Annotated in this window: 22 protein-coding genes and 1 tRNA gene; 19 read left to right on the forward strand and 4 right to left on the reverse strand. The window is 54.9% G+C overall.

Annotated elements, in window-relative coordinates; genetic code table 11:
* The first annotated feature begins 242 nt into the window (after positions 1-242).
* Positions 243-1,394 (forward strand): hypothetical protein, encoded by a 1,152-nt coding sequence (locus tag ACR0QW_RS02970; protein ID WP_432642241.1) that lies wholly within the window; start codon positions 243-245, stop codon positions 1,392-1,394.
* Positions 1,395-1,405: 11 nt separating this feature from the next.
* Here the strand turns inward: ACR0QW_RS02970 and ACR0QW_RS02975 are convergent, their stop codons facing one another.
* Complete coding sequence (locus ACR0QW_RS02975) at positions 1,406-2,347, reverse strand: LysR family transcriptional regulator (protein WP_432642242.1); 942 nt, start codon at positions 2,345-2,347, stop codon at positions 1,406-1,408.
* 142 nt (positions 2,348-2,489) lie between these two features.
* On the opposite strand from ACR0QW_RS02975, the gene ACR0QW_RS02980 reads away from it, so the two are divergent.
* The 5 genes from ACR0QW_RS02980 to ACR0QW_RS03000 all read left to right on the forward strand — a co-directional run bounded on the left by ACR0QW_RS02980 (position 2,490) and on the right by ACR0QW_RS03000 (position 7,915).
* Positions 2,490-3,845: an acyclic terpene utilization AtuA family protein gene (locus ACR0QW_RS02980; RefSeq protein WP_432642243.1), complete on the forward strand. Its 1,356-nt coding sequence runs from the start codon at positions 2,490-2,492 to the stop codon at positions 3,843-3,845.
* A 13-nt stretch (positions 3,846-3,858) separates the two neighbouring features.
* Positions 3,859-4,170, forward strand: a complete 312-nt coding sequence (locus tag ACR0QW_RS02985; RefSeq protein WP_432642244.1) for a DUF4387 family protein — start codon at positions 3,859-3,861, stop codon at positions 4,168-4,170.
* Between the two features lie 112 nt (positions 4,171-4,282).
* A complete protein-coding gene (locus tag ACR0QW_RS02990; protein ID WP_432642245.1) occupies positions 4,283-5,062 on the forward strand; it encodes an NAD-dependent protein deacylase in 780 nt (259 codons plus the stop codon).
* 57 nt (positions 5,063-5,119) lie between these two features.
* A complete protein-coding gene (gene serS / locus ACR0QW_RS02995) occupies positions 5,120-6,400 on the forward strand; it encodes a serine--tRNA ligase (RefSeq protein WP_432642246.1) in 1,281 nt (426 codons plus the stop codon).
* Between the two features lie 345 nt (positions 6,401-6,745).
* The gene (locus ACR0QW_RS03000; protein ID WP_432642247.1) at positions 6,746-7,915 is read left to right on the forward strand and encodes a type III PLP-dependent enzyme; all 1,170 of its coding nucleotides are present in this window, start codon (positions 6,746-6,748) and stop codon (positions 7,913-7,915) included.
* Between the two features lie 29 nt (positions 7,916-7,944).
* Here the strand turns inward: ACR0QW_RS03000 and nagA are convergent, their stop codons facing one another.
* Complete coding sequence (gene nagA / locus ACR0QW_RS03005; RefSeq protein ID WP_432642248.1) at positions 7,945-9,072, reverse strand: N-acetylglucosamine-6-phosphate deacetylase; 1,128 nt, start codon at positions 9,070-9,072, stop codon at positions 7,945-7,947.
* A 67-nt stretch (positions 9,073-9,139) separates the two neighbouring features.
* On the opposite strand from nagA, the gene murQ reads away from it, so the two are divergent.
* From murQ to ACR0QW_RS03055, 10 genes are all read left to right on the forward strand, one after another.
* A complete protein-coding gene (gene murQ / locus ACR0QW_RS03010) occupies positions 9,140-9,976 on the forward strand; it encodes an N-acetylmuramic acid 6-phosphate etherase (protein WP_432642249.1) in 837 nt (278 codons plus the stop codon).
* Complete coding sequence (locus ACR0QW_RS03015) at positions 9,966-11,375, forward strand: PTS transporter subunit EIIC (protein ID WP_432642250.1); 1,410 nt, start codon at positions 9,966-9,968, stop codon at positions 11,373-11,375. The genes murQ and ACR0QW_RS03015 overlap by 11 nt, the downstream gene beginning before the upstream one ends.
* A gap of 29 nt (positions 11,376-11,404) precedes the next feature.
* Positions 11,405-12,457 carry a MupG family TIM beta-alpha barrel fold protein gene (locus tag ACR0QW_RS03020; protein ID WP_432642251.1) on the forward strand — a complete coding sequence of 351 codons (1,053 nt, stop codon included), beginning with the start codon at positions 11,405-11,407 and terminating at the stop codon, positions 12,455-12,457.
* Between the two features lie 58 nt (positions 12,458-12,515).
* Positions 12,516-13,625, forward strand: coding sequence for a redox-regulated ATPase YchF (gene ychF, locus ACR0QW_RS03025; protein ID WP_432642252.1), 1,110 nt, complete (start codon positions 12,516-12,518; stop codon positions 13,623-13,625).
* 32 nt (positions 13,626-13,657) lie between these two features.
* Positions 13,658-14,431: a histidinol-phosphatase HisJ family protein gene (locus tag ACR0QW_RS03030; RefSeq protein WP_432642253.1), complete on the forward strand. Its 774-nt coding sequence runs from the start codon at positions 13,658-13,660 to the stop codon at positions 14,429-14,431.
* 84 nt (positions 14,432-14,515) lie between these two features.
* Positions 14,516-15,127, forward strand: coding sequence for a nicotinate-nucleotide adenylyltransferase (gene nadD, locus ACR0QW_RS03035; protein ID WP_432642254.1), 612 nt, complete (start codon positions 14,516-14,518; stop codon positions 15,125-15,127).
* 33 nt (positions 15,128-15,160) lie between these two features.
* A complete protein-coding gene (gene yqeK / locus ACR0QW_RS03040) occupies positions 15,161-15,739 on the forward strand; it encodes a bis(5'-nucleosyl)-tetraphosphatase (symmetrical) YqeK (RefSeq protein WP_432642255.1) in 579 nt (192 codons plus the stop codon).
* Between the two features lie 18 nt (positions 15,740-15,757).
* Positions 15,758-16,735 carry an LCP family protein gene (locus tag ACR0QW_RS03045; RefSeq protein ID WP_432642256.1) on the forward strand — a complete coding sequence of 326 codons (978 nt, stop codon included), beginning with the start codon at positions 15,758-15,760 and terminating at the stop codon, positions 16,733-16,735.
* A 16-nt stretch (positions 16,736-16,751) separates the two neighbouring features.
* Positions 16,752-17,105, forward strand: coding sequence for a ribosome silencing factor (gene rsfS / locus ACR0QW_RS03050; RefSeq protein WP_432642257.1), 354 nt, complete (start codon positions 16,752-16,754; stop codon positions 17,103-17,105).
* Positions 17,102-17,995, forward strand: coding sequence for a CvfB family protein (locus tag ACR0QW_RS03055; RefSeq protein WP_432642258.1), 894 nt, complete (start codon positions 17,102-17,104; stop codon positions 17,993-17,995). Before rsfS ends, ACR0QW_RS03055 begins: the two co-directional genes overlap by 4 nt.
* Before the next feature lie 173 nt (positions 17,996-18,168).
* On the opposite strand, the gene ACR0QW_RS03060 is transcribed toward ACR0QW_RS03055, so the two are convergent.
* Positions 18,169-18,244 (reverse strand) — tRNA-Ala (locus ACR0QW_RS03060).
* A gap of 151 nt (positions 18,245-18,395) precedes the next feature.
* On the reverse strand, positions 18,396-19,259 hold the full coding sequence (locus tag ACR0QW_RS03065; protein ID WP_432642259.1) for a LysR family transcriptional regulator: 864 nt from the start codon (positions 19,257-19,259) through the stop codon (positions 18,396-18,398).
* Positions 19,260-19,528: 269 nt separating this feature from the next.
* Here ACR0QW_RS03065 and ACR0QW_RS03070 point away from each other — a divergent pair, with 269 nt between their 5' ends.
* The 3 genes from ACR0QW_RS03070 to pcp all read left to right on the forward strand — a co-directional run bounded on the left by ACR0QW_RS03070 (position 19,529) and on the right by pcp (position 22,754).
* Positions 19,529-20,923, forward strand: a complete 1,395-nt coding sequence (locus tag ACR0QW_RS03070; protein WP_432642260.1) for an MATE family efflux transporter — start codon at positions 19,529-19,531, stop codon at positions 20,921-20,923.
* A 78-nt stretch (positions 20,924-21,001) separates the two neighbouring features.
* Positions 21,002-21,865: an aldo/keto reductase gene (locus ACR0QW_RS03075; protein ID WP_432642261.1), complete on the forward strand. Its 864-nt coding sequence runs from the start codon at positions 21,002-21,004 to the stop codon at positions 21,863-21,865.
* A gap of 244 nt (positions 21,866-22,109) precedes the next feature.
* Positions 22,110-22,754 carry a pyroglutamyl-peptidase I gene (gene pcp, locus ACR0QW_RS03080; protein WP_432642262.1) on the forward strand — a complete coding sequence of 215 codons (645 nt, stop codon included), beginning with the start codon at positions 22,110-22,112 and terminating at the stop codon, positions 22,752-22,754.
* Positions 22,755-22,760: the final 6 nt, after the last annotated feature.

Below are 22,760 nucleotides of genomic sequence, written 5' to 3' on the forward strand. Positions count from 1 at the left end.
AAATAAGCCCCTCGAGTGAGGGGCTGCCAGGAAATGTAGTGCGGTTGGTAGCCTTTAAATCTAGGGCCTTAAGGCCGAGGCAGGTAACGCGGCTTATAGCCGCAGAGCAAACTACCCGTTATACGGGTAGTTTTGATTGCTCCCTGGGGCTGCGGCCCGCTGACAACGGACGTAAAAATGGATTATAATAAAACTGTATTGACTTTACAGAATGGGGACTCTGCCCCTTGAGGAGATATGCTATGAGAACTTGTTTCATAAAGGGCCTGCTGCTGTGCCTGGGGTGGATGCTGTGCCTGCCGCTCTGGGCAGGAGCGGCGTCTCAGATGGAGCCAGCACCAGTGATAAACCTGGAAAAGGACCTGCGGGCCATGCTGCTGAGTCGCTATGGAGCTCAGCCCGATAAGCCAGCCACCTGCACGGATCCTCACAACGGGGTCACGTTTACTCTGCCGGAGGGGTTCAGGCTGCAGGGAGTCTACGGCCGGGGCAGGGACCATCAGGACGTCCTGATCCGGGCCGGCAAGGGGAATGCATTGCTGGTATATATGGCCAATGGGGCCATGATGAAGACCGATGGCCAGACTCAGGCCAAACCCTTCCAGTCGGAACGGGTGATGCTGGACATTACCTACCGGACTTATCAGGAGGAGGCCAAAGCCAGGGGCCTTGCAGTACAAGACAGCACTCTTGGTACTTTTGCCGGCCGGGATGGCATCCACATCAGGCAGATGGAGGACGGAAAACTCTCCGACCGGTATTTCTTCGCCGACCGGAAGAACCTGTACTCCTTCACCCTGCTGGCCCCGGAAAAGGACATGACTCCGGCTCTGGAGAAAGCGTTCCAGACCAGCCTGGAAAGTTTGAAAATCCCTACGGCTTACGAGCGGGTGGATGTGCCCCACAGCGGAGTTTCCTACGAGATCCCCTACGGCAGCGTGGACATCCAGAAGGCTGCGGACCCGGGGGACCCCCATCAGCTGAACCGGCTGCACCTGGACAACCAGCTGATCACCGGGGTGATCTACAAGCCTCTCCAGGACTATATGGAGTATGCATTCCTGCCCGACAGTCTGGATGGCCTGTGCGCCCAGGACCAGGAGAACCTGGGCCGGCTTATGACTGAAAAACGGCAGGCCCAGTGGGCAAAGATCCATCCTGGAATGCCGCTGAAGAAGAATGTGACCTATTTTTCCAGGAAAGCTGGACGGCCCTGCATTGTGGAGGAGGAAGTGACGCCTGGGGGCAAGAGCCTGGGCTATGTGTTCCTGCAGGATGGCATGTTCCTTTCCCTGGACTATATGCAGCTGGGGGAAAAAGATCAGCAGGATGTGATCAATCACAGTGTGGACAGTCTGAAATGGACGAGTGCGGCCACAGATAAGAAAAATTGACGGAACAGCTTTTATCCAACAGCGGTACATCCGGATGGTGCCCCTGCACAGTCCCCGATCAGCTGGATCAGTGCCGAGAGGGCACGGGTCATATACTGATTTTGCCGGTAGGCCATGTAAAGAGTACGGGTCAGAGGCGCATCTGCAAATTCGCAGATACGGATCTGCTGTCCAGCGGACAGAGCCGGAAGGGCAATACCGGGCAGGAAGGTAAAACCCAGATTTTTCTGGACCAGGTCGTGAGCCAGGGTGATGCTGTCTGTTTCCAGGACAATACGGGGATGGAGATCATGCTGCCTGAAAAAAGCATCAGCCAGCTGCCTCATCCCTCGCTCCTGTTTTAAAAGGATAAAAGGCTGTCCGTCCAGAAAATCAGGGGAAGCCAATTGGGGAATCCCGGCTCTTTGCTTTTGGACCGGAAGTCCATTTGTGGGGATTGCAGGGGGGATTTCCAGGAAAATCCGGTCACAGAGCACCTGCTGGTAGGTCAAATTCGGCTCCCCTGTAAGATAGGTCAGTCCCAGATCGATTTTTCCTTCCAGCAGAAGACGGGAAACTTCTTTCACACGAGTTTCAACCAGGGATAATTCTATAAGGGGGAACAGGCTCTGGAAACGGGAAAGAAAGACGGGCAGGAGAAATCTGGCAGAAACTGTGGAAAGTCCCAGGGTGATGGTACCGCTGTTGGAATCCTTTAAGTCCTGGATCTTTCTCAGGGCTGTACTGTGGAGCAGGAGCATGTCCCTGCAGGCCGTATAATAGACCGTACCCGCCTGGGTAAGGGTGACGCCGTTCTGATGTCTGATAAAAAGCGGTGCTCCAACTTCGTTTTCCAGCTGTCTGACGGTCTGACTCAGGGCGGGCTGTGAGATGAAAAGCTTCCTGGCTGCCAGTGTGATATTCTTTTCCTGACAGATTTTTACAAAAGCGTTGAGCTGTCGTTCATTGAACATAAAGCAATCCCTCTTTCAGCAAAACATAAGAAATTTTATATGTCTATATCATTATATTAGACTTTTACTTTATGGACAAGTATGACTATACTGAAACCATAAAGCAATGGAAGCCAGACGCAAAAGAAAGGGAGGCTATGGTATGGAACCAATCAGATTGTTTGTCCCTTATGGGGCTGTGGGACTGGGAATTGCAGAAGAAGCATTTGCCGAAGGAATGAAAATGAAGCCGGACATCATCTGCTGTGATGCAGGGAGTACGGATTCCGGGCCATATTACCTGGGGACGGGTCATGGAAAATATATGACAGGGGCGTTGAAGCGTGACCTGAGACGGATGGTAGTGGGTGCCGACCAGTTGGGAATCCCCATGGCCATCGGCAGTGCCGGGACCTGCGGATCTGACGAAGGCGTGGATCTCAATGTGCGGCTGATTCGGGAAATCTGTGCGGAAGAAGGAATCCGGAACAAGAAAATCGTCAAGATCTATTCCGAACAGGATGCCCAGGTGCTGAAGAAAAAATACCGGTCCGGCAAGGTCCATGCACTGACCGGGGCACCGGATATCACGGAAGATACATTCGATGCCTGTACTCACATCGTGGCTCTGGCAGGAGCCGAACCCTTCCAGAAAGCCCTGGAAATGGGGGCGGATATCATCGTGTGTGGCCGGTCTACGGATACTGCCATCATGTCATTTTACCCGCTGCTGAAAGGGGCAGACCCGGCCAGCTGCTGGCATGCGGCCAAAATCGCGGAATGCGGCGGCCTGTGCACTACAGCCGGGCTCCAGGGAGGTGCGTTCCTGGAACTGGATGACAAAGGGTTTACGGTAAAGGCTGTGGCGCCCGGGGCTACGGTCAGCCCCTATTCAGTGTCGGCTCATCTGCTGTATGAAAATTCCGATCCAGTGCATCTGACGGAACCGGGTATCCAGATCGACACCACTCATACTACCTATACCGCCGTGGACAGCCGCAGCGTCCGGGTGGAAGGAACCGTGCTGACGAAACGGCCCTACACCATGAAACTGGAAGGGTCCGGACCGGTGGGCTATCAGACCCTCTCCCTCGTGGGTATCCGGGATCGGGCTGTCTTGCGGGAACTGCCCCGTTTCCTGATGGAAATCACGGAGAACGGTGTGGACAAACTGACGAAGATGGGTGTGGACCGGAAGAACTATGACTTCAATCTGAAACCCTACGGATACAATGCAGTAAGCGGGCTGCCGGTGAAGGACGGATATATTCCGGAGGAAATCGGGCTGCTGCTGACGGTGACGGCTCGGGATCAGGCCCTGGCTACCCAGGTCGCCAAATCGTTCAATCCGCTGCTGCTGCATTACAATATGTTCCCTGGCAAACAGATGCCTTCTTTCGGTTTTGCGTTTTCACCGGCAGAAATCGAACGAGGAAAGATTTATGAATTCAAGCTGTTCCATGTAGTGGATGTGGATGATCCGCTGGAGCTGGTGCGGTTTGTACAGGAAGAAATCTAAAGGAGGGAATCATATGGCAACCATCGAACAGACAGTACGGTATTTGCGGAGTAAAAATGCGGGTCCTTTTTGGCTGACTGTGGACGCCTTCTGTAAAAACGTGGAAGATACCCGGAAAATTGCCCGGACGTTGATGGACAGCAAAATGGCTATTGCAGAGATGTTCCAGGTGAAACCGGAAGAAATCAGGATTTTTGAACTGCCGGACATCCAGGTGGTGAAACTCAGTTTCCCCCGCCGTCCGCCGGAAGGGTCGCGCAGTGAAAAAGATATGCACGGAGGCCAGCAATATGTGAGTCTGCTGGATCTGAAAGTAGCAGAATAAAATGGCAGAGGAAGTGTGAAAAAATTCTTTCTTCACACCTCCTCTTTTTTTTTGTGCCTTCTTCCTGCTTTGGCGTATAATGGAAACAGGTTATCGCAAAGGAGAGGGTACGATGGATGAACAGGAATTCAAAAAAGATATAGATACCCTGGATCAGTGGGTCCGGGATGCGAAGAGCATCGTGTTTTTCGGCGGGGCCGGGGTCAGTACTGCCAGCGGCATACCGGATTTCCGCAGCAAGGACGGGCTCTATAACCAGCACGATGTGCAGTTCGAACAGTACCGGCCGGAATATCTGCTGAGTCATAGCTGCCTGGTGAACGAACCCAGGGTTTACTTCGAATTCCACCGGCAGAAGATGGATACCCGGAAGATCCAGCCCAACAATGCCCATAAATATCTGGCGGAACTGGAAAAACGGGAAATGGGGAAATTCCTGGGTATCGTCACCCAGAATATCGACGGACTGCACCAGAAGGCGGGCAGCCAAAAAGTGTACGAAATCCATGGCAGTGCCCTGCGGAACTACTGCATGAGCTGCGGCAAGGTGTATCCGTCCGACTATATCTTCGAATCAAAGGAACCGGTGCCCCACTGCAGCTGCGGCGGTGTGATCCGGCCTGACATTACCCTATATGAAGAGATGCTGCCTGATGAGGCAGTGGAGAAGGCCGTACGGGCCATTTCGGAAGCGGATCTGATGATCATCGCCGGTACCAGCCTGACCGTGTACCCGGCGGCTTCCTTCATCAATTATTTCCACGGCCGGTATCTGGTAATCCTGAACCGGGATCCGCTGGGAGTACACCTCCAGGCCCAGACCCTGTCCATCACCGATGATATGGACAAGGTATTCGCAGCCCTGGCCCAAAAAGAAGATATGGAGTTGTAAGGGCCATTTGTGCTATAATGACAGGAGTATTGCATAGAATTATTGGGGGTACTCATTATGTTAGATTTGAAATTTGTCCGGGATAATACGGAAAAAGTGGAACAGATGCTGAAAAACCGCCATGCCAAAGTGGATCTGGTGGAATTCAAGCAGCTGGATGCCGATCGGCGTACGCTGATCCAGGAAGTGGAAGCTGACAAGAACCAGCGGAATACGGTCAGCGCCGAGATCAGCCAGATGAAGCGCAATGGGGAAGACGCTACGGATAAGATTACGGCCATGCGTGCCCTGGGCGAAAAGATCTCTGCCACGGATAAAAAACTGAAGGAAGTGGAAGAACGGCTCCATGCGGTGATGCTCACCATCCCCAATATGCCGGCTGCTGACGTACCGGTGGGCAAGGATGACACGGAAAATCCGGAAATCCGCAAATGGGGCGAACCCAAACACTTCGACTTCGAACCGAAAGCCCATTGGGATATCGGTGAACAGCTGGGCATCCTGGATTCTGAACGGGCTGCCAAGGTTTCCGGTGCCCGGTTCTACTATTACAAAGGGGCCGGTGCCCGTCTGGAACGTGCTGTCTACAACTTCTTCCTGGACCAGCACACCCGGAAAGATGGCTATACGGAAGTGATCCCGCCCTATATCGTGAATACGGCTTCCATGACCGGTACCGGCCAACTGCCGAAATTCCATGAAGATATGTATAAAGTGGAAGGGCAGGATATGTACCTGATTCCTACCGCCGAAGTGCCTCTGACCAACTACTATCGGGATGAAATTATCGACGGCAAGGAACTGCCCATCTATCTGACTGCCATGACCCCCTGTTTCCGGGCAGAAGCGGGCAGCGCCGGGAAAGATACCCGGGGCCTGATCCGGCAGCATCAGTTCCACAAAGTGGAAATGGTGAAGTTCTGCAAACCGGAAGACAGCTATGACGAACTGGAAAAACTGGTGAACAATGCGGAAGAATGCCTGAAACTGCTGGGCCTGCCCTACCATGTGGTATGCCTGTGTACTGGCGACCTGGGTTTCTCCGCTGCCAAGTGCTACGATGTGGAAGTCTGGTTCCCGCAGCAGAACAAGTATCGTGAAATTTCCTCCTGTTCCAATACGGAAGACTTCCAGGCACGCCGGGCCAATATCCGCTTCCGCCGGGATGCCAAGTCCAAACCGGAATACGTGCATACCCTGAACGGCTCCGGGCTGGCTGTAGGCCGTACCGTGGCCGCCATTCTGGAGAACTACCAGCAGGCTGACGGCTCTGTAGTGGTGCCTGAAGTGCTGCGCAAGTACATGGGCTGTGATGTGATCACCGGCGTGAACTCTTGATAAAGTTCAATTATTCGCTACAATTGAATAATTATACAACACCCGTCCTTCTGGGCGGGTGTTTTGTTTGGTACAATCTGGACCATGCGGCTCCATACGGGCTCATACGCCTTCAATTGGGGAAAATCAGGCAATATGGAATAAAAGAGCGGATTTTAGAATAAAACCATATCCATGAATATTTTTCTTGAAACTCCTTCAAACTCCTCAAATCTCCTCTTTTTTCCTCGTTTTTTCTCTTGCACTTTCTTCAATCCGTAGTATAATGAACTACGAATTTAAGGTAGACCGGAAAGGACGCTCACGAAACGTTGCGGGCCCGGAAGGTCCAAAGGGGGATGGATAATGAACGAACAAAGTTTTTTCCAATTGACTCAAGAAGCTGTCACCAGCCTGGCTGAACGGTATGGCACGCCTCTTTTGGTGCTTTCTCTGGAGCAGGTTGAGAAAAACTATGATATCCTGCGGGAACACATCCCGCAACTGAAAATCCATTATGCAATGAAAGCAAATCCGGATCTGCATATTCTGGATCTGCTCATAAATAAAGGCGCCTGCTTCGATGTGGCCAGCGACGGAGAAATCCGTACCCTGAGCCAGCTGGGGGTGTCCGGTGACCGGATGATCTACGCCAACCCCATTAAACTGGATGCGGGCTTTGCTGCCTGCCGGGATGCCGGTGTGTATCGGATGACCTACGACAGCGAAAGTGAAATCAGGAAAATCGCGGAACACTGCCCCGGTGCCACGGTGCTGCTGCGGCTGCGCATCGATAATGCCCAGGCCCATGTGGATCTGAACAAGAAATTCGGCTGTCCTCGGGAGCGGGCTCTGGAACTGATGCTGAAGGCGAAAGAAGCCGGTCTGGATGTGGCAGGTATCGCCTTCCATGTAGGCAGCCAGACTGTAGCTGCGGATCCCTATTTCCACGCCATGGATATCACCAAGGAGCTGATGGACGAAGCACGGAAGGCCGGTCTCTCCATGCGGGTACTGGACATCGGCGGGGGTTTCCCCATTCCGGAAACCGGCGTCCATTACAACCTGACGGCGCTCCTGGATCAGGTGGCTGCCCGTCTGCGGGAAGATTTCAGTGACCTGGAGATTTGGGCTGAACCGGGCCGGTATATGTGCGGCACGGCGGTGAACCTGATTACCCGGGTCATCGGCGAAAACGAACGGAACGGCCAGAACTGGTATTTCCTGGATGATGGTATCTACGGCACGTTTTCCGGCGTCATCTTCGACCAGTGGGATTTCAAACTGATCAGCTTCAAGGAAGGTAAGAAAATCCCGGCTACCTTTGCCGGTCCCAGCTGCGACTCTCTGGACATCATGTTCCGGGGTAAGATGACGGAACCCCTGGAAGTGGGGGATGTGCTGCTGGTACCCGTATGCGGCGCCTATACTTCTGCTTCTGCCACCACCTTCAACGGTTTCCGGAAAGCCAAAACGGTGATCTGGGAAGAAGTGCGGGAAGAACTGGGACTGGATGCCATGAGCCTTGCCGTGTAATTACAAAGAAAAGAAAAAACCTGCATCTTTCAGCGGTGAAAGATGCAGGTTCCTTTTTTATACGTCTGCAGGATGTTGAAATCGTCATCGAAGATCGCCAGATCAGCACGCTGACCTGTTTTCAGGGTCCCCCGGTCGGAGAATCCCAGCTCCCGGGCCGGATTGGCCGTGGCCAGCTGCACTGCCTGGGGCAGGGTCAGGTGGGCGAACTTCCAGATGTTCTGGACAGCTTTTTCCATGGTCAGGATGCTGCCCGCCAGGGTGCCGTCCGCCAGGGTGGCCCGGCCGTCTCTTACGAATACTTTCTGGCCGCCCAGCTCGCTTTCCCCTTCACCCAGGAGACAGGCCCGCATGGAATCGGTGATGAGTACGATCTTGTCCAGTCCTTTGGCATGGACTGCCAGACTCAGGGCTGCCGGGTGGATGTGGATACCGTCGGCGATGAGTTCACACGTTACCGGCTGGGTCAGTGCGGCTCCTACCAGGCCGGGCCGGCGGTGGTGCAGGGGGCTCATGGCGTTGTACAGGTGGGTGATGTGGCTGGCTCCGGCGGAAATGGCCCGGGCAGCTTCTTCGAAGGTAGCATCGCTGTGGCCCAGGGAAACGATGATTTTGTGGCTGCAGCAGCGGGGGATGAACTCCATGTCCGTCAGGGTTTCCGGTGCCAGGGTCAGGATCTTCAGGATGTCTGCATAGGGTTCGATGGATTCCCAGTGGGCTTTTTGGATGTGGCAGGCCTTCTGTGCACCTTTATATTTTTCACTGATGAAGGGCCCTTCCAGGTTGGCCCCCAGGATTTCCGCTCCGGGTTCGTGGCCCTGGGCGTCCCGGATGGCCGAGAGTGCCCGGTCGATTGCTTCTTCGCTGCAGGTCATGGTGGTGGGCAGGAAGCCCGTGACTCCGGTGGAGGCCAGGAGCCGGCTCATGGTATCCAGAGCCTCCCGGGTGCCGTCCATGGCATCGCTGCCCCCGCAGCCGTGGATGTGGATATTCAGGAACCCGGGGGCTACGTAGGCACCCTGGGCATCGATGATCTCAGTATCGGCAGGCAGCTGGTCCGGGTCTGTGAAACCCTGCAGCGTTTTGTCAAAGGTCAGTGCCTGTCCCTCAGTGATTTCTTGTGGTAAAATAAATCTGCCGTTGATGATGGCTTTCATAATTGTTCTCCTTCTCACGGTACAGAATTATCTTTATTATAGCACACCCGAACCAGGAGGTTTTTTCATGATCGATTTGGACAAATTATCCACCGAGCAGCGGAATCCGGCGTCTGTTGCCATTGACAAGGTATCCACCCAGGAACTGGTGGAAATCATCAACCGGGAAGATCACAAGGTGGCTGACGCGGTGCAGAAGATTCTGCCTGCCATTGCGCTGGCTGTGGATCTGGTGGCTGACCGGCTGAAAAAAGGAGGGCGGCTGTTCTATATGGGCAGCGGGACCTCTGGCCGGCTGGGCATCCTGGATGCGGTCGAATGTCCGCCTACCTACAGCACGGATCCGGAACAGATCCAGGGGCTGATCGCCGGCGGTTACGAAGCTATCTTCCGGGCCAAAGAGGGGGCCGAGGACAGCGAAGAACAGGGACGCGACGACATCTGGGCCAAGGAACTGACGTCCAGCGATGTGGTCATGGGCATCAGCGCTTCCGGCCGAACACCCTACGTACTGGGAGGCATGAAGGAAGCCAAGGAACGGGGCTGTGCCGTGCTGGGGCTGTGCTGCAGCGCCCGGAGCGCCATGGCCAAGATTGCCGATCTGTGTCTCACCGTATTGCCCGGGCCTGAAGTGATTACCGGGTCCACCCGGATGAAGGCAGGCACTGCTACCAAGATGGTGCTGAACATGATCACCACCGGGGCCATGGTGCGTTTGGGCAAGGTGCGGGGCAATCTGATGATCGACGTGAGGGCCACCAATGAAAAATTGCTGGAGCGGGCCCTTTCCATCGTGTGTACCGTTACGGGCTGCAGCCGGGAGGAAGCACGGCTGAGTCTGGCCCGGAACCGGGGCAGTGCCCGGAAGGCCGTGGAGGAATGGGAGGCCGCCCATGGAAAATAAGGAACTGGCCCGGCAGATCCTGCTTGTGGTGGGGCCTGGAGCCAATGTGCGCCAGGCTACCCACTGCATGACCCGGCTGCGGCTGGTACTGGAAAATCAGGATGTGGACCGGGAGGCCCTGAAGAAGCTTCCAGAGGTTATGGGGGTGAATCAGGCCGGACCGGAGCTGCAGATTATCCTGGGACCGGGCAAGGCTGCCCAGGTGACGGATGCGTTCAACGCCCTGCTGGCGGCACCGGAGGAGACGACAGCGCCTGTACAGGAAACGAAAGAAACGGAACAGCCGGTAAAGGACGGATTTCCCCAGGGAGAAGTGGGGGACGGCAAGGCTCTCCATGAAGCCATCCGGGCAAAGAACGCCACTCCGGCCAAATTGTTCCTGAAACGGATCAGCAGCATCTTCGTTCCCTTGATCCCCGGATTCATCGGCTGCGGGCTCCTGACGGGAATCTTGAACATTGTCCGGCGGCTGGATCCGGTGCTGGCCCGTAACGTGGCGTTCCAGATTCTGGGTCTGGCCGGCAATACGGTGTTTTGGGGCATGAACCTGTTCGTGGGCTGGAATGCGGCCAAAGAATTCGGCGGGTCGCCCGTGCTGGGCGGGGCTTTGGGGGCTCTCATCAGCCATCCCGGACTCAGCGGCATTTTGCTGCACGGACAGGCACTGACTCCGGGCCGGGGCGGCGTGGTGGCTGTGCTGATCGTGGCGGCCTTGGGAGCCCAGCTGGAAAAAAAGCTGCATAAGCTGGTGCCCGAGGCACTGGATCTGTTCCTGACGCCCTTTCTGGTGCTGGGTATCATGGCCTTTGCCACGTTGTATGTGTTCCAGCCTCTGGGCGGTTTTATCGCCGAGAGCATCGGTTTTGCGGCCACGGAGGCGGTAGTACGGGGCGGGGCACTTACCGGGTTCGTCCTGGGCGGTCTTTTCCTGCCCCTGGTTATGCTGGGGGTCCATCAGGGACTTACCCCCATCCACGCCCAGCTGATCGCCCAGTACGGGTATACCATCCTGCTGCCCATTCTGGCCATGGCCGGGGGCGGACAGGTGGGTGCTGCTGCGGCGGTATACCTGAAGACTCGGAATCCGGAAGTCAGGAGGGTAGTAGCTTCAGCTCTGCCTGTAGGACTCATGGGTGTAGGGGAGCCGCTGATCTACGGGGTGACGCTGCCTCTGGGGAGACCGTTCATCGGGGCCTGCATCGGCGGAGCCCTGGGGGGTGCTGTTCAGGCAGCCTGCCAGGTGGGCGCCGGGGCCCTGGGGATTTCCGGACTGCCCCTGGCTCCCAGTACTACCTGCGTAACCGCTTATTTGGCAGGACTGGCCGTATCCTACGTGGGCGGTTTCGTGGCCACATGGGTGATGGGGTTCGAGGATCCGGGAACGTACGACAGTCACTGATCACTGATTCTGACCAAGGAGGTTGAACCATGACATTGCACAAGGGGATTTCTTTGTATCCGGGGCTGGGTATGCCTTTGGACGAGATGCTTGGACGGCTGGAAATGGCTGCCGGGCTGGGGGTGGACCGGTTGTTCCTTTCCTTCCACATTCCGGAAACGGATCCGGCTGCCTTTGACCGGCAGGTGGCACCTCTCCTGGAGAGGGCCCGAGCCCTGGGCATTTTTACCGTGGGTGACCTGGTGCCTGGCAAACCGGTACCGGAAACGCTGACCTGCCTGCGGCTGGACGACGGCTTTGCCCCGGAAGCGGTGGCAGCGCTCCAGCGTGGATATCCGGGCCGGATCCTGGTACTGAATGCTTCGGCCGTGACGGAAAAACAGCTGGAAGCATTGCAGGAAGCCGGGGTGGATTTCCGTAAGGTGGAAGCACTCCACAACTTCTACCCCCATCCTCATACCGGTGTTTCTGTACCCTACTTCCTAAAACAGGAGGCCCTGCTGCACCGGTACGGCATTTCGTCCGGCGCTTTCGTGGCCAGTCAGGCTGGGAAACGGGGCCCTCTGTATGAAGGGCTTCCCACCCTGGAACAGGACCGGCACCGCAGTGTATCCATCGGTGCCCGGCAGCTGGCGGCCCTGGGGGCGGAGGCCCTCTACATCGGCGATGACGGTCCCACCAGAGATGAACTGCAGGCCCTGGGCCGGCTGGAGGAAGGGGTGCTGGAGCTGACCCTGGAAGTATTCCAGTGGAGGCCCTGCCATGACATCCTTGCCACCCATGTGTACGAGACCAGGCCGGAGGAGGCGGAAGAGGTAATCCGCACTGCCAACAGCAGGAGTCTGTGGAAGCGTGCGGACATCCCCGAGATTCCCTTCCGGCGCTGTCATCCGGGGGATGTGACGCTGGACAATGGCCGGTACGGCCGCTACGCCGGAGAGCTGGAAATCTGCAAGACGGAGCTGCCGGCAGATCAAAGGGTGGATGTGCTGGGCCGCATCCCGGCGGAGGAACAGTTTCTGCTGCAGTACCTGACGGGCGGAAAGAAGTTCCGCCTGCGTCCTGTGGCCACGAATCACTAACCCATAATCCCCAACCTATGATATAATAAAAAATAGTTTGCACGAAGGAGAGATCATCATGAGTTCAACCAATCTGGAAATGGGTATCGTAGGCCTGCCCAACGTAGGCAAAAGCACCCTGTTCAACGCCATCACCAAAGCAGGGGCCGAAGCGGCCAACTATCCTTTCTGTACCATAGAGCCCAACGTGGGCGTGGTCGACGTTCCCGACTCCCGTCTGGACGTGCTGGCCAAAATGTTCCATTCCAAGAAGATCGTTCCTGCAGGAATGAAATTTGTGGACATCGCCGGCTTGGTGAAGGGCGCCAGCAAGGGCGAAGGTCTGGGAAACAAATTTTTGAGCCACATCCGGCAGACCGATGCTATCGCTGAAGTGGTGCGCTGTTTCGAAGACGGCAATATCACCCACGTGGAAGGTTCCATCGATCCGGTCCGTGACGTGGAGATCATCAATACGGAACTGTGCCTGGCCGACCTGGAAAGCGTGGAAAAACAACTGACCAAGGTCCAGAAACTGATCAAGGCCGGGGACAAAAAGGCAGCAGCCAAAGCGGCTCTGCTCCAGAAGATCTCCGACAACCTGGGCGAAGGCATCCCTGTGCGCCGGCTGGAACTGACCGACGATGACAGGGAGAACCTGAAGGAACTGGACCTTTTGACCAGCAAGCCTATCCTGTACGTGGCCAACGTGGCAGAAGAAGAAGCCGCTGACTGGTCCGGCAACCCGTATGTCAAAGCACTGGAAGAATACGCTGCCAAAGAAAATGCTCAGGTGATTGTGATCTCTGCCAAGGTGGAAGAGGAAATCGCCCAGCTGCCCAAGGATGAAGCCAAGGAATACCTGGAAATGGAAGGGCTGACGGAAGCCGGGCTGGATCGTCTGATTAAGGCCGGTTTCAAACTGCTGGGACTGCAGACGTTCCTGACTGCCGGAGAAATGGAATCCCGGGCCTGGACCATCGTAGCCGGTTCCACGGCACCCAAAGCAGCCGGCAAGATCCATACGGACTTTGAAAAAGGCTTCATCCGGGCCGAAATCGTGTCCTACGACGACCTAGTGCAATGCGGATCCAAACAGGCTGCCAAGGAAAAAGGCCTGGTACGCCTGGAAGGCAAGGACTACATTATGCAGGACGGCGATGTAGTGGAATTCCGCTTCAACGTGTAAGCGGATATCTGCAAGAGAAAGAAGGGCATGCCATGCTGTTCGATACCCATACCCATGCGGATTATTCCTGTGATGCGGAGCAGACCATCGGAGAAGCGGCGAAGGCGGCTCACGACCTGGGCCTGGGGATTATCCTGACGGAGCATTGGGACCGTTATTATCCCTCCTATCCGGAAAGCTTCCAATTCGACATTGCCGATTACTTCAGGCACAATACCCCCTTGCGCAGCGACACGGTGCTGCTGGGCATCGAGGTGGGGCTGCAGCCCAAGGCCATCGCTGAGGACAAGGCAATGGTGAAGCAGTATCCCTTTGATGAAGTGGTGGGATCCATGCACTGCTTCGATGGGCTGGACATGTACGAACCGGATACCTACAGGGGCATCACCAAGGACGAGGCGGTGCGCCGGTATCTGGAGGATTCCGTCCGGTGCCTGGAAATGGAACCGGATTTCGATTCCTACGGGCACATTGACTATATCTGCCGGTATATGCCCTATGAGGATCCCAACTTGTATTACAAAGACCATCCGGACTTGTGGAACAGGGTGTTCCGGCTGCTGATCGAACAGGACAGGGTCATTGAAATCAATACGAGACGGCTGGGAGATGCCAGCGTGGTGCCGCCCCTGATAGAGCTGTACAGGCGGTTCCATGAACTGGGCGGAAAATACGCCACGTTGGGCAGCGATGCCCACTATAAAGAACATGTGGGCCGGGACTTTGCCACAGGGCAGCAGATTGCCCGGGCGGCTGGCTTACAGCTGGTCTATTTCAAGGAACGGAAGCGGATCGTTTGTCCATAAAATTGTCACGGGAGCAACCTTGTTTTCGTTTCTTTTCCCTGCTATAATACACGGGTATCACCCTGATAAAGGAGCGTGGAGCACATGGGCCGTCAGCGGCTGGGCATCCTGGGCGGGACCTTTGATCCCATCCACAACGGGCATCTGATGATTGCCCGGGCCATGCAGGAACAGCTGCACCTGGACCGGGTACTGTTTATCCCGGATTACATCCCTCCCCACAAACGGGGCAGGGAGTGCTCCCCTTCGGCGGATCGGCTGGTCATGACGTTACTGGCGACTCGGGACAACCCCCTCTGCACTGTATCCGACATGGAACTGCGGAGGGGCGGGGTTTCCTACACCAGTGACACCTTGCGTCAGCTGTATCGGCGCTGGCACCGATTCTATGATCTGTACTTCCTGATCGGCGCCGATTCGGCGGAACAGCTTCCTACCTGGCACAATATCCGGGAAGCCATGGAGTACGCCACGTTTGCGGCAGCGGCCCGGCCCGGGTTTGCGCCGCAGAAAGAAGCGGTCAGCGCCAGGCTGGCCCGACAGGGGCTTACCCGGTTGTGCTGGGTGGATACACCGGAACTGGACCTTTCCTCCACGGAAATCCGGGAGAAGGTCCGCCGGGGCGAATCGATTGCGAACCTGGTACCCAAGGCAGTAGCGGAATACATCGAACAGAGAGACCTCTACCGCAAGTAGGGGCTCTCTGTTTTTTTGATAGGAGGCAATATCATGGAACTTGAGGAAATGCAGACCCGGCTGGAAAAAGAACTGCCGGCCAAACGCTTCCACCATACGGTGGCAGTGAGTCAGACCGCTGTGGAGCTGGCCCGGCTGTACGGCGTGGATGAAAAGAAAGCTGCCATTGCAGGCATGCTCCACGACAGCGGAAGGCAGATTCCCAAAAAGGATTTCATTGCCAAGGCGGCAGAACTGGGCATTCCTCTGGACGAAGTGGAAAAAGCCCAGCCCATCCTGATCCATGCCAAACTGGGTGTCTATTATGCGGAACACGAATTCGGCGTCACGGATCCGGATATCCTCTCCAGCATTCGGTATCATACTACTGGGGCCGCCCATATGAGCCCCCTGGCCATGGTCATCTATCTGGCCGATCTGATCGAACCCCATCGGGATTTCGAGGGTGTGGATACCCTGCGGCAGCAGGTGCGCCAGGGCCTGGAATATGGCATGCTGAAAGCCTACATCCACACTATGGCCTATCTGATGGAACAGGGACAGCTGATCCATCCCGACTGCCTGGCCGGGTACAATGAACTGATCATGGCACAGGAAGCCAATCAACAATAACAGGAGCGAACGCAAACAATGACTGAACCAAAGAAAACAGGGGGCCGTCGCTACAAGAAACGGCTGCGGAAGGGACGGCTGTTCTTTTCCCTGGTGCTGATCTGCCTTCTGATGGGCAGCTGCTTCGCAGCCGGCATGAGGATTTACAACCGGTTCTTCCGGTCCCGGGCCCAGGTGGCGGCAACCAGGGATGACAGCCTGACGACCGAGGGCTTTTCTGAGCGGATCAATGTACTGCTCCTGGGAACTGATGACGGGGACAGCGAGGATTTCGGCACCGATGCCCCCAAGCGGACTGATGCCATGCTGCTGGTAAGCTTCGACCCCCAGCATAACCAGGTGGCCGTACTGAGTCTTCCCCGGGATACCCGGGTAACCATCCCCGGCCGTCGGGGTCATGACAAGATCAATGCGGCTTATGCCTACGGGGGCGTGCCCCTGGCGAAAAAGACGGTCAGCAATCTGCTGCAGGTACCGATCAACCACTATATGCAGGTGGACTGGAAAGGCTTCATCAAAGTGGTGGATATGCTGGGCGGTGTGGACCTGAATGTGGAGCAGGATATGGATTACGAGGATCCCTATGCCGATTTGAAGATCCACCTGAAGAAGGGACAGCAGCACCTGAACGGGGAAAAAGCCGGAGAATACGTCCGGTTCCGGCATGACGAAATGGGCGATATCGGCCGGGTGAAACGGCAGCAGATCTTTATGAAGGCACTGGCCAAACAGGCCTTTACGGTGACCAACATGGTGAAACTGCCCATGATCATCGGTACGGCCACTGAATATGTGAAAACGGATATGGACTTTATCCAGATGGTGAAGGCGGCCAACTGCCTGCGGCTCTTCGGAGACAGCGGGGTAAAGAGTGCCAGCCTGAAAGGCGATTTCGGAGATATCGGCGGGGTCAGTTACTGGGTGACCACCCCCTCCAAGATTGCAGCTACTCTGAATGAACTGCAGATCCCTCATAAACGGATTCCCAGTATCTGATGAAAGGAAAAGTGAAATGACGGGTAAAGAATTGGCCAACAAGATTGCAGCAGCTGCTGCGGACAAGAAAGCACGGGATATCCTGCTGCTGAACATGGAAGGACTGTCTTCCGTAACGGATTACTTCATGATCTGTTCGGCTCCCAGCACCACCCAGGTGCGGGCCATCGCCGACGGCATCGAAGACAAGCTGGCCCAGGAAGGCCGCCTGCCTGCCCATAAGGAAGGGTACAGCGAGGGCAACTGGGTACTGCTGGACTATGGTGACTGTGTAGCCCATGTATTCCAGGAATCCCAGCGGAACTTCTACAACCTGGAACAGCTGTGGGCTGACGCTCCCAGTGAAGCGTATACGGAGCCGGAAGCATGAGGAAAGAGCATGGACCGGTGACGGTAAAGACGGTGGGCCGCTACCGGGTGGGGGATGTCAGTGATATGACCGTAGCCCGGATGGGCGAAGCCGGGGCTTTCCTGGATGCCGGTACGGGCAATACCTCTGACGATATCCTGCTCCACAAGCACCAGCAGACTCATCCTGTGAAGGTGGGCGACAAGGTGAAGGTATATCTTTACCTGGATGCCAAGGGCCGGATGACGGCCAGCATGAAGCTTCCCAAGATGCGGGAAGGGCAGCTGGGATATGTGAAGGTACTGTCGGTGACCCGCCAGGGCGGCTTCGTGGATATCGGTGCCGAACGGGGCGTGTTCCTGCCCTACAGCGAAATGCGGGGGCATGTTTCACCCAACCAGCTGGTGTGGGTGAAATTGTATCGGGATAAGAGCGGCCGGCAGGCCGTGACCATGCGGGTGGAAGACGATATGGTGCGGGCTTCCGTACCGGCCCGGGACGTGAAGGTGGGTGATGAACTGACGGGTACGGTGTACAACATCCTGCCGGAAGGGTTCTTCCTGCTGACCACCCAGCGGTATCTGGCCTTTATCCATCGCAGCGAGGTGCCCGGCGGGCGTCTGGACTTCGGTCAGAAGGTCACGGGCCGGGTCACTTTTATCCGGGAAGACGGACGGGTGGACATGAGTCTGCGGGAAGTAAAGGAAAAGGCCATGGTGACGGACAGTGAACGGATCCTGGCCCTGCTGGAAAAACGCCAGGGTACCATGCCCTACAGCGATGCCACTCCGCCGGAAATCATCAAAGACGCTTTCGGCATTTCCAAGGCTGCATTCAAGAGAGCTTTGGGACGGCTGATGAAAGAAGGGAAAATCATCCAGAAGGACGGTTGGACCAGCTTAAAGAAATAAAAGAAAAGGGTGCTGACGCGAAATACGTCGGCACCCTTTCTCGTGTTCATGGGACTATTGTTTCACAGCCTCTTTTCTGGGATAAGCTAACCTTTAAGCTATCCAACGGCTTTGTTTTTGTACAAACAAAAAGCCCATGCAGTCTTTCAACCGCATGGACTCTACATTTCATTTGGTGGAGACAAGGAGGATCGAACTCCTGACCTCTTGCATGCCATGCAAGCGCTCTCCCAGCTGAGCTATGCCCCCAAACGACTTATTCAGTATACAACGGAATGGATTGTTTTGTCAATGACTTTTGAGAAAAATATTTTGGATGGTTCCTGGAATCGTTTGTGCATCCATTTGGCCTCTGGGGCAAACCATGATGGTATGTATGGACTGCCAATCCGTAAAAGAATCATTTTCGAAATGCCCGTAAAAAGGCTTTCGCTGCTCTGCTGAACACCGCATAGCGTTTCCAGATTAAGGCATAGTGGATTTCCAACGGCGGATCCAGCGGACAAAAGCATACAGCCTCGTCTAACCTGCAGGGCAGCAGATCCTCGGTCGTCAGGTAACAGCCAAAACCGCTTTTTACGAACTTTTCCGGTGAACCGTTTATGACATTATAGGTTGCAACGATGTCCAGATTCTCAATTTTTGTCTCTGCCCAGTGGGAGATAATCTGTTGAAGACCGGCTCTGCGGTGGAACACCAATGGAATCGCAGGCAAATCTGCTTTCTGGATGAATCCCCTTTTTGCCAGTGCGTGATCGGATGGCAGCAGCACCCCCCAACGTGATGCATCCGGCAGTGAAACATATTCGTACCGTACGGTGTCGATTGGTTCCAGGAAAACGGAAAAATCCAGACTGCCGTGTTCCAGACGCTCCATTACATCAATGGCATCGCTGCTGTAAAATTGAAAATGGATGCCCGGATGTTCTGTCCGGATTGCTGAAGCGGCTTTCAGTACGGAAGCGGTGGGATTGCCTCCGATGGCTACTTCGCCGCTGATTTGAACGGTATCTGCGTTCAGCTCACGCTCTGTCTTTTCCAGCAGCGAGATGATTTCATCAGCGCGTTTTCGCAGCAGAACGCCTTCTTCCGTCAGCATGATTTTCCGTTTTCCACGAATCAGCAGTTGTTTTCCGATTTCCTGTTGCAGCTCCATAAGCTGTTTTGAAAGCGAAGGCTGGGAGATATGCAGACTTTCTGCAGCTCGTGTGATGTTTTTTTCCCTTGCGACCGCAAGAAAATAGCGCAGCAGACGAATTTCCATCGTACTTTCACCTCACTACTTACAGTATACAGCAAATTATTATTCTTTTAAACTATGATACTCCATAATTTATAAGTATTTGCTATCATACGATATGCATTTTATACTATTTATCAAGTGGTGCGGTTCCATCAAGCAGAATGGCGCTTACATCCATGCTGTCACTGCAGACTGCTGCCAGAAACTGAGCCGCGATGAGATCTTAAAATCCTGAAGAAAGCAGATCCTATGAGCATTTTATCAAAAGTACAGAAAGAAGAATCTTCTCAATGAATACAGGAAAAACGAAGCGGAACCTTGATATGCTGCATGGTTCCATCTGGAACAAGCTGCCGCTGTTTGCATTCCCGGTAGCGGCAACTGCCATCCTGGAACAGCTGTTCAATGCATCCGATATTGCGGTGGTAGGCAATTTCACTGGCACGGGAAAAACCGTGGCTGTGGCGGCGGTGGGAGCCAACAGTGCTATTATTGCCCTAATTGTCAACCTGTTTGTGGGTATCGCCCTGGGCGCAAATGTGGTCATTGCCAATGCGATTGGGAGGGATGACCGGGAAGCGGTGAAAAAAGCTGTCCATACTTCTATCGTAGTAGCTTTCTTGGGGGGCATTCTGGTGACTGCAGTCGGTGAACTTGCGGCAGCTCCATTGCTGGATTCTTTTCATGTGCCGGACGCTGTGTTTGCTTCGGCACTGCTCTATCTGAGAATCTATCTGCTGGGAATGCCAGTGATTTTGCTGTATAACTTTGAAGCGGCAATTTTCCGCAGCGTGGGAGATACCCATGTGCCGCTGATTGCACTGGCAACCTCCGGCGTGCTGAATGTTGTCCTGAATCTGTTTTTTGTAGCGGTTCTGCATATGACAGTCAACGGGGTCGCAATTGCCACGGTGATTTCCAATACAGTCAGCTCTGTGCTGCTGCTCCGGTGCCTGCGGGTTTCCAGGCAGTATATCCATGTAGAATGGCAGTCGCTGCGGATTGATCGGGAAGCCTTCGGACAGATCATGAAGATCGGTCTGCCTGCCGGTATCCAGAGTGCCGTGTTTGCCGTGTCCAATATCGTGATCCAATCGGCTATCAACAGCCTTGGTACGATCGTCATGGCAGCGTCCAGCGCAGCATACAACATTGAAATTTTCGCCTATGATGTCCTGAACTCATTCAGCCAGGCCTGTACGACTTTTGTCGGGCAAAACTTTGGCGCAGGGAAGATTCAGCGCTGCAGGCGAACACTGATCCTGTGCCTGATCGAAGATCTGATTGCTTCGGCAGCCGCAATTGCGTTGGTGCTGTTTGCCGGAAAGTTCCTTCTGGCTGTTTTCAACAATGATCCGCAGGTGATTTCCATCGGCTATACACGGCTGCTGATGGTGTTTTCCGCATACACATTCAGTATGCTCTACGAAGTGATGAGTGGCTACCTGCGCGGCTTTGGCATCTCCCTTGTTCCAGCGATCCTGACCACCATTGGTGTCTGCGGGATCCGTATTGGATGGATTTATTTCGTATTCCCGCAAAGCAGGACATTCCAGACGATTATGGCCGCCTATCCGGCCAGCCTGTCAGCCACGGCACTGCTGATTCTCTTTGCACTGCTTTGGTACCATCCGTCCCGACGCTTTGCTAAGTCACAGCGAAGTGGGGGAGTTGCCTGTGAATGACAAACAATGCCTGTCCAATCTGTCAGAAACGGATCGAATGTCTGGGCTATTTTTTACAAAACACAAGGAGGAACCGTGATGAACGAAGAAAAACTGACTTTGAATAACGCTGTCACCATGCCGAAGATCGGCTACGGCGTGTTCCGCATGACAGACTGCATCCAATGCGAAGAAGCCGTTGTACAGGCAATCCATGCAGGCTATCGCCTGATCGATACGGCTGCTGCTTACGGAAACGAAGAAGCGGTGGGACGGGCTATCTGCCGCTGTGGGATTCCCAGAGAAGAACTGTTTGTCACTACGAAACTGTGGATTACAGATACCAGTTATGAGGGCGCCATGAGGGGTTTTGCCCGTTCGATGGAGCATCTTGGTCTCGACTATCTGGATCTGTATCTCATCCATCAGCCCTACAATGACTACTACGGTGCATGGCGCGCACTGGAGGAGCTGTACGCTGCCGGAAAAGTCAGAGCTATTGGTGTCGATAATTTTACATCCGATAAGCTGGCAGACTTTGTCTTTTGGAATCAAGTGAAACCAGCGGTCAATCTGGTAGAATGCAATCCGTTCTTTCAGCGGGAAGATGAACGTGCCTATATGGAAAAACAGGATATCCAGATGCAGGCATGGTCGCCTTTGGCTGCAGGTCAGGGAATCCTTTTCCGGAATGAAACGCTCTGTGCTATTGCCGCAAGTCACCGGAAATCCCCTGCACAGGTAGCGCTCCGCTGGCTGACGCAGCGCGGCATTGTTCCTATTGTAAAATCCGCAAATCCGCAGCGTATGAAAGAGAACTTGAATATTTTCGATTTCATGCTGACTGATACCGAAATGGAACAGATTGCAAAGCTGGACACCGGGCATACGTGTTTTGCACCCCGGCAAACCGGTCAGGCAGTGGATGAATTCCTGAAGAAGGCACTGCAGTATCGGCTATAAATAGAAAAGTGTGGGACTTTCATTGGATTTCCCGTTTTGGAAAGGGACTGTGCCTGTGGGAAAAGGCCTGCGGTGACAGGAAGGGTTTCCTTATGATATGGTTTGCCTCTGGGGTATGTTATAATAGGAACGGGCTGACCGATGATAGGCAGTTGTTCCGAAGAAAGCAAAGAGGTGCCGCCTGGCTTTGGGAGCATGGGCGGTTCCTTTCATTTCTATTTTGCAGATCATGGAGGGCAAACATATGGACGTAGTAGTGACCGGTTTCGATCCTTTTGGAGGGGAACCGCTGAATCCGGCCTGGGAAGCAGTGAAACAGCTGGATGGACTGGTGATCGCCGGGAACCGGGTACATGCGGTACAGATCCCCACGGTGCGTTTCAAGGCCATTGCCGGCGTGCAGGAAGCAATCAGGAAGTATGATCCCGACGTGGTGCTCTGCGTGGGACAGGCCGGCGGCCGGATGGACCTTACAGTGGAACGGGTGGGCATCAACTGCGATGATTTCCGCATTGCCGACAACGAAGGGAACCAGCCAGTGGATGAACCCATTGTGCCGGGTGGTCCGGCAGCTTATTTCGCGACTCTGCCCATCAAGAAAATCGTGGCGGCGCTGACAGGCCATGGCATTCCGGCCAAAGTGTCCAACACAGCAGGCACCTTTGTATGCAACCATGTGCTGTACGGCCTGCTGGATATCCTGGCCCGCGACGCCAAAAAGCGCCGGGGCGGTTTCATTCACGTGCCGTATCTGCCAGAACAGGCGGCCCGGCTGAAGGCTCAGCCCAGCATGGCCCTTGCTACCATCGTGGAAGGACTGAAACTGGCCGTGGAAGTGGCCGTAACCAACCGGGAAGATGCCAAAGTGACCGGCGGGACCATCTGCTGACAGGAG

Source organism: Acidaminococcus sp. (assembly GCF_050873445.1).
In the GTDB taxonomy this organism is placed as follows: Bacteria; Bacillota; Negativicutes; order Acidaminococcales; family Acidaminococcaceae; genus Acidaminococcus.

Bases quoted from the DNA above. Each gene is read 5' to 3' on its own strand.
- pcp (WP_432642262.1), top strand. From the start codon at position 22,110: ATGGACGTAGTAGTGACCGGTTTCGATCCTTTTGGAGGGGAACCGCTG.
- ACR0QW_RS03015 (WP_432642250.1), top strand. From the start codon at position 9,966: ATGGAAAATAAGGAACTGGCCCGGCAGATCCTGCTTGTGGTGGGGCCT.
- ACR0QW_RS03065 (WP_432642259.1), bottom strand. From the start codon at position 19,259: ATGGAAATTCGTCTGCTGCGCTATTTTCTTGCGGTCGCAAGGGAAAAA.
- ACR0QW_RS02985 (WP_432642244.1), top strand. From the start codon at position 3,859: ATGGCAACCATCGAACAGACAGTACGGTATTTGCGGAGTAAAAATGCG.
- nagA (WP_432642248.1), bottom strand. From the start codon at position 9,072: ATGAAAGCCATCATCAACGGCAGATTTATTTTACCACAAGAAATCACT.
- ACR0QW_RS02975 (WP_432642242.1), bottom strand. From the start codon at position 2,347: ATGTTCAATGAACGACAGCTCAACGCTTTTGTAAAAATCTGTCAGGAA.
- ACR0QW_RS03055 (WP_432642258.1), top strand. From the start codon at position 17,102: ATGAGGAAAGAGCATGGACCGGTGACGGTAAAGACGGTGGGCCGCTAC.
- ACR0QW_RS02980 (WP_432642243.1), top strand. From the start codon at position 2,490: ATGGAACCAATCAGATTGTTTGTCCCTTATGGGGCTGTGGGACTGGGA.
- ACR0QW_RS02970 (WP_432642241.1), top strand. From the start codon at position 243: ATGAGAACTTGTTTCATAAAGGGCCTGCTGCTGTGCCTGGGGTGGATG.
- ACR0QW_RS03045 (WP_432642256.1), top strand. From the start codon at position 15,758: ATGACTGAACCAAAGAAAACAGGGGGCCGTCGCTACAAGAAACGGCTG.
- rsfS (WP_432642257.1), top strand. From the start codon at position 16,752: ATGACGGGTAAAGAATTGGCCAACAAGATTGCAGCAGCTGCTGCGGAC.
- serS (WP_432642246.1), top strand. From the start codon at position 5,120: ATGTTAGATTTGAAATTTGTCCGGGATAATACGGAAAAAGTGGAACAG.
- ACR0QW_RS03075 (WP_432642261.1), top strand. From the start codon at position 21,002: ATGAACGAAGAAAAACTGACTTTGAATAACGCTGTCACCATGCCGAAG.
- nadD (WP_432642254.1), top strand. From the start codon at position 14,516: ATGGGCCGTCAGCGGCTGGGCATCCTGGGCGGGACCTTTGATCCCATC.
- ACR0QW_RS03000 (WP_432642247.1), top strand. From the start codon at position 6,746: ATGAACGAACAAAGTTTTTTCCAATTGACTCAAGAAGCTGTCACCAGC.
- ychF (WP_432642252.1), top strand. From the start codon at position 12,516: ATGAGTTCAACCAATCTGGAAATGGGTATCGTAGGCCTGCCCAACGTA.
- ACR0QW_RS03020 (WP_432642251.1), top strand. From the start codon at position 11,405: ATGACATTGCACAAGGGGATTTCTTTGTATCCGGGGCTGGGTATGCCT.
- ACR0QW_RS03030 (WP_432642253.1), top strand. From the start codon at position 13,658: ATGCTGTTCGATACCCATACCCATGCGGATTATTCCTGTGATGCGGAG.
- ACR0QW_RS03070 (WP_432642260.1), top strand. From the start codon at position 19,529: ATGAATACAGGAAAAACGAAGCGGAACCTTGATATGCTGCATGGTTCC.
- yqeK (WP_432642255.1), top strand. From the start codon at position 15,161: ATGGAACTTGAGGAAATGCAGACCCGGCTGGAAAAAGAACTGCCGGCC.
- ACR0QW_RS02990 (WP_432642245.1), top strand. From the start codon at position 4,283: ATGGATGAACAGGAATTCAAAAAAGATATAGATACCCTGGATCAGTGG.
- murQ (WP_432642249.1), top strand. From the start codon at position 9,140: ATGATCGATTTGGACAAATTATCCACCGAGCAGCGGAATCCGGCGTCT.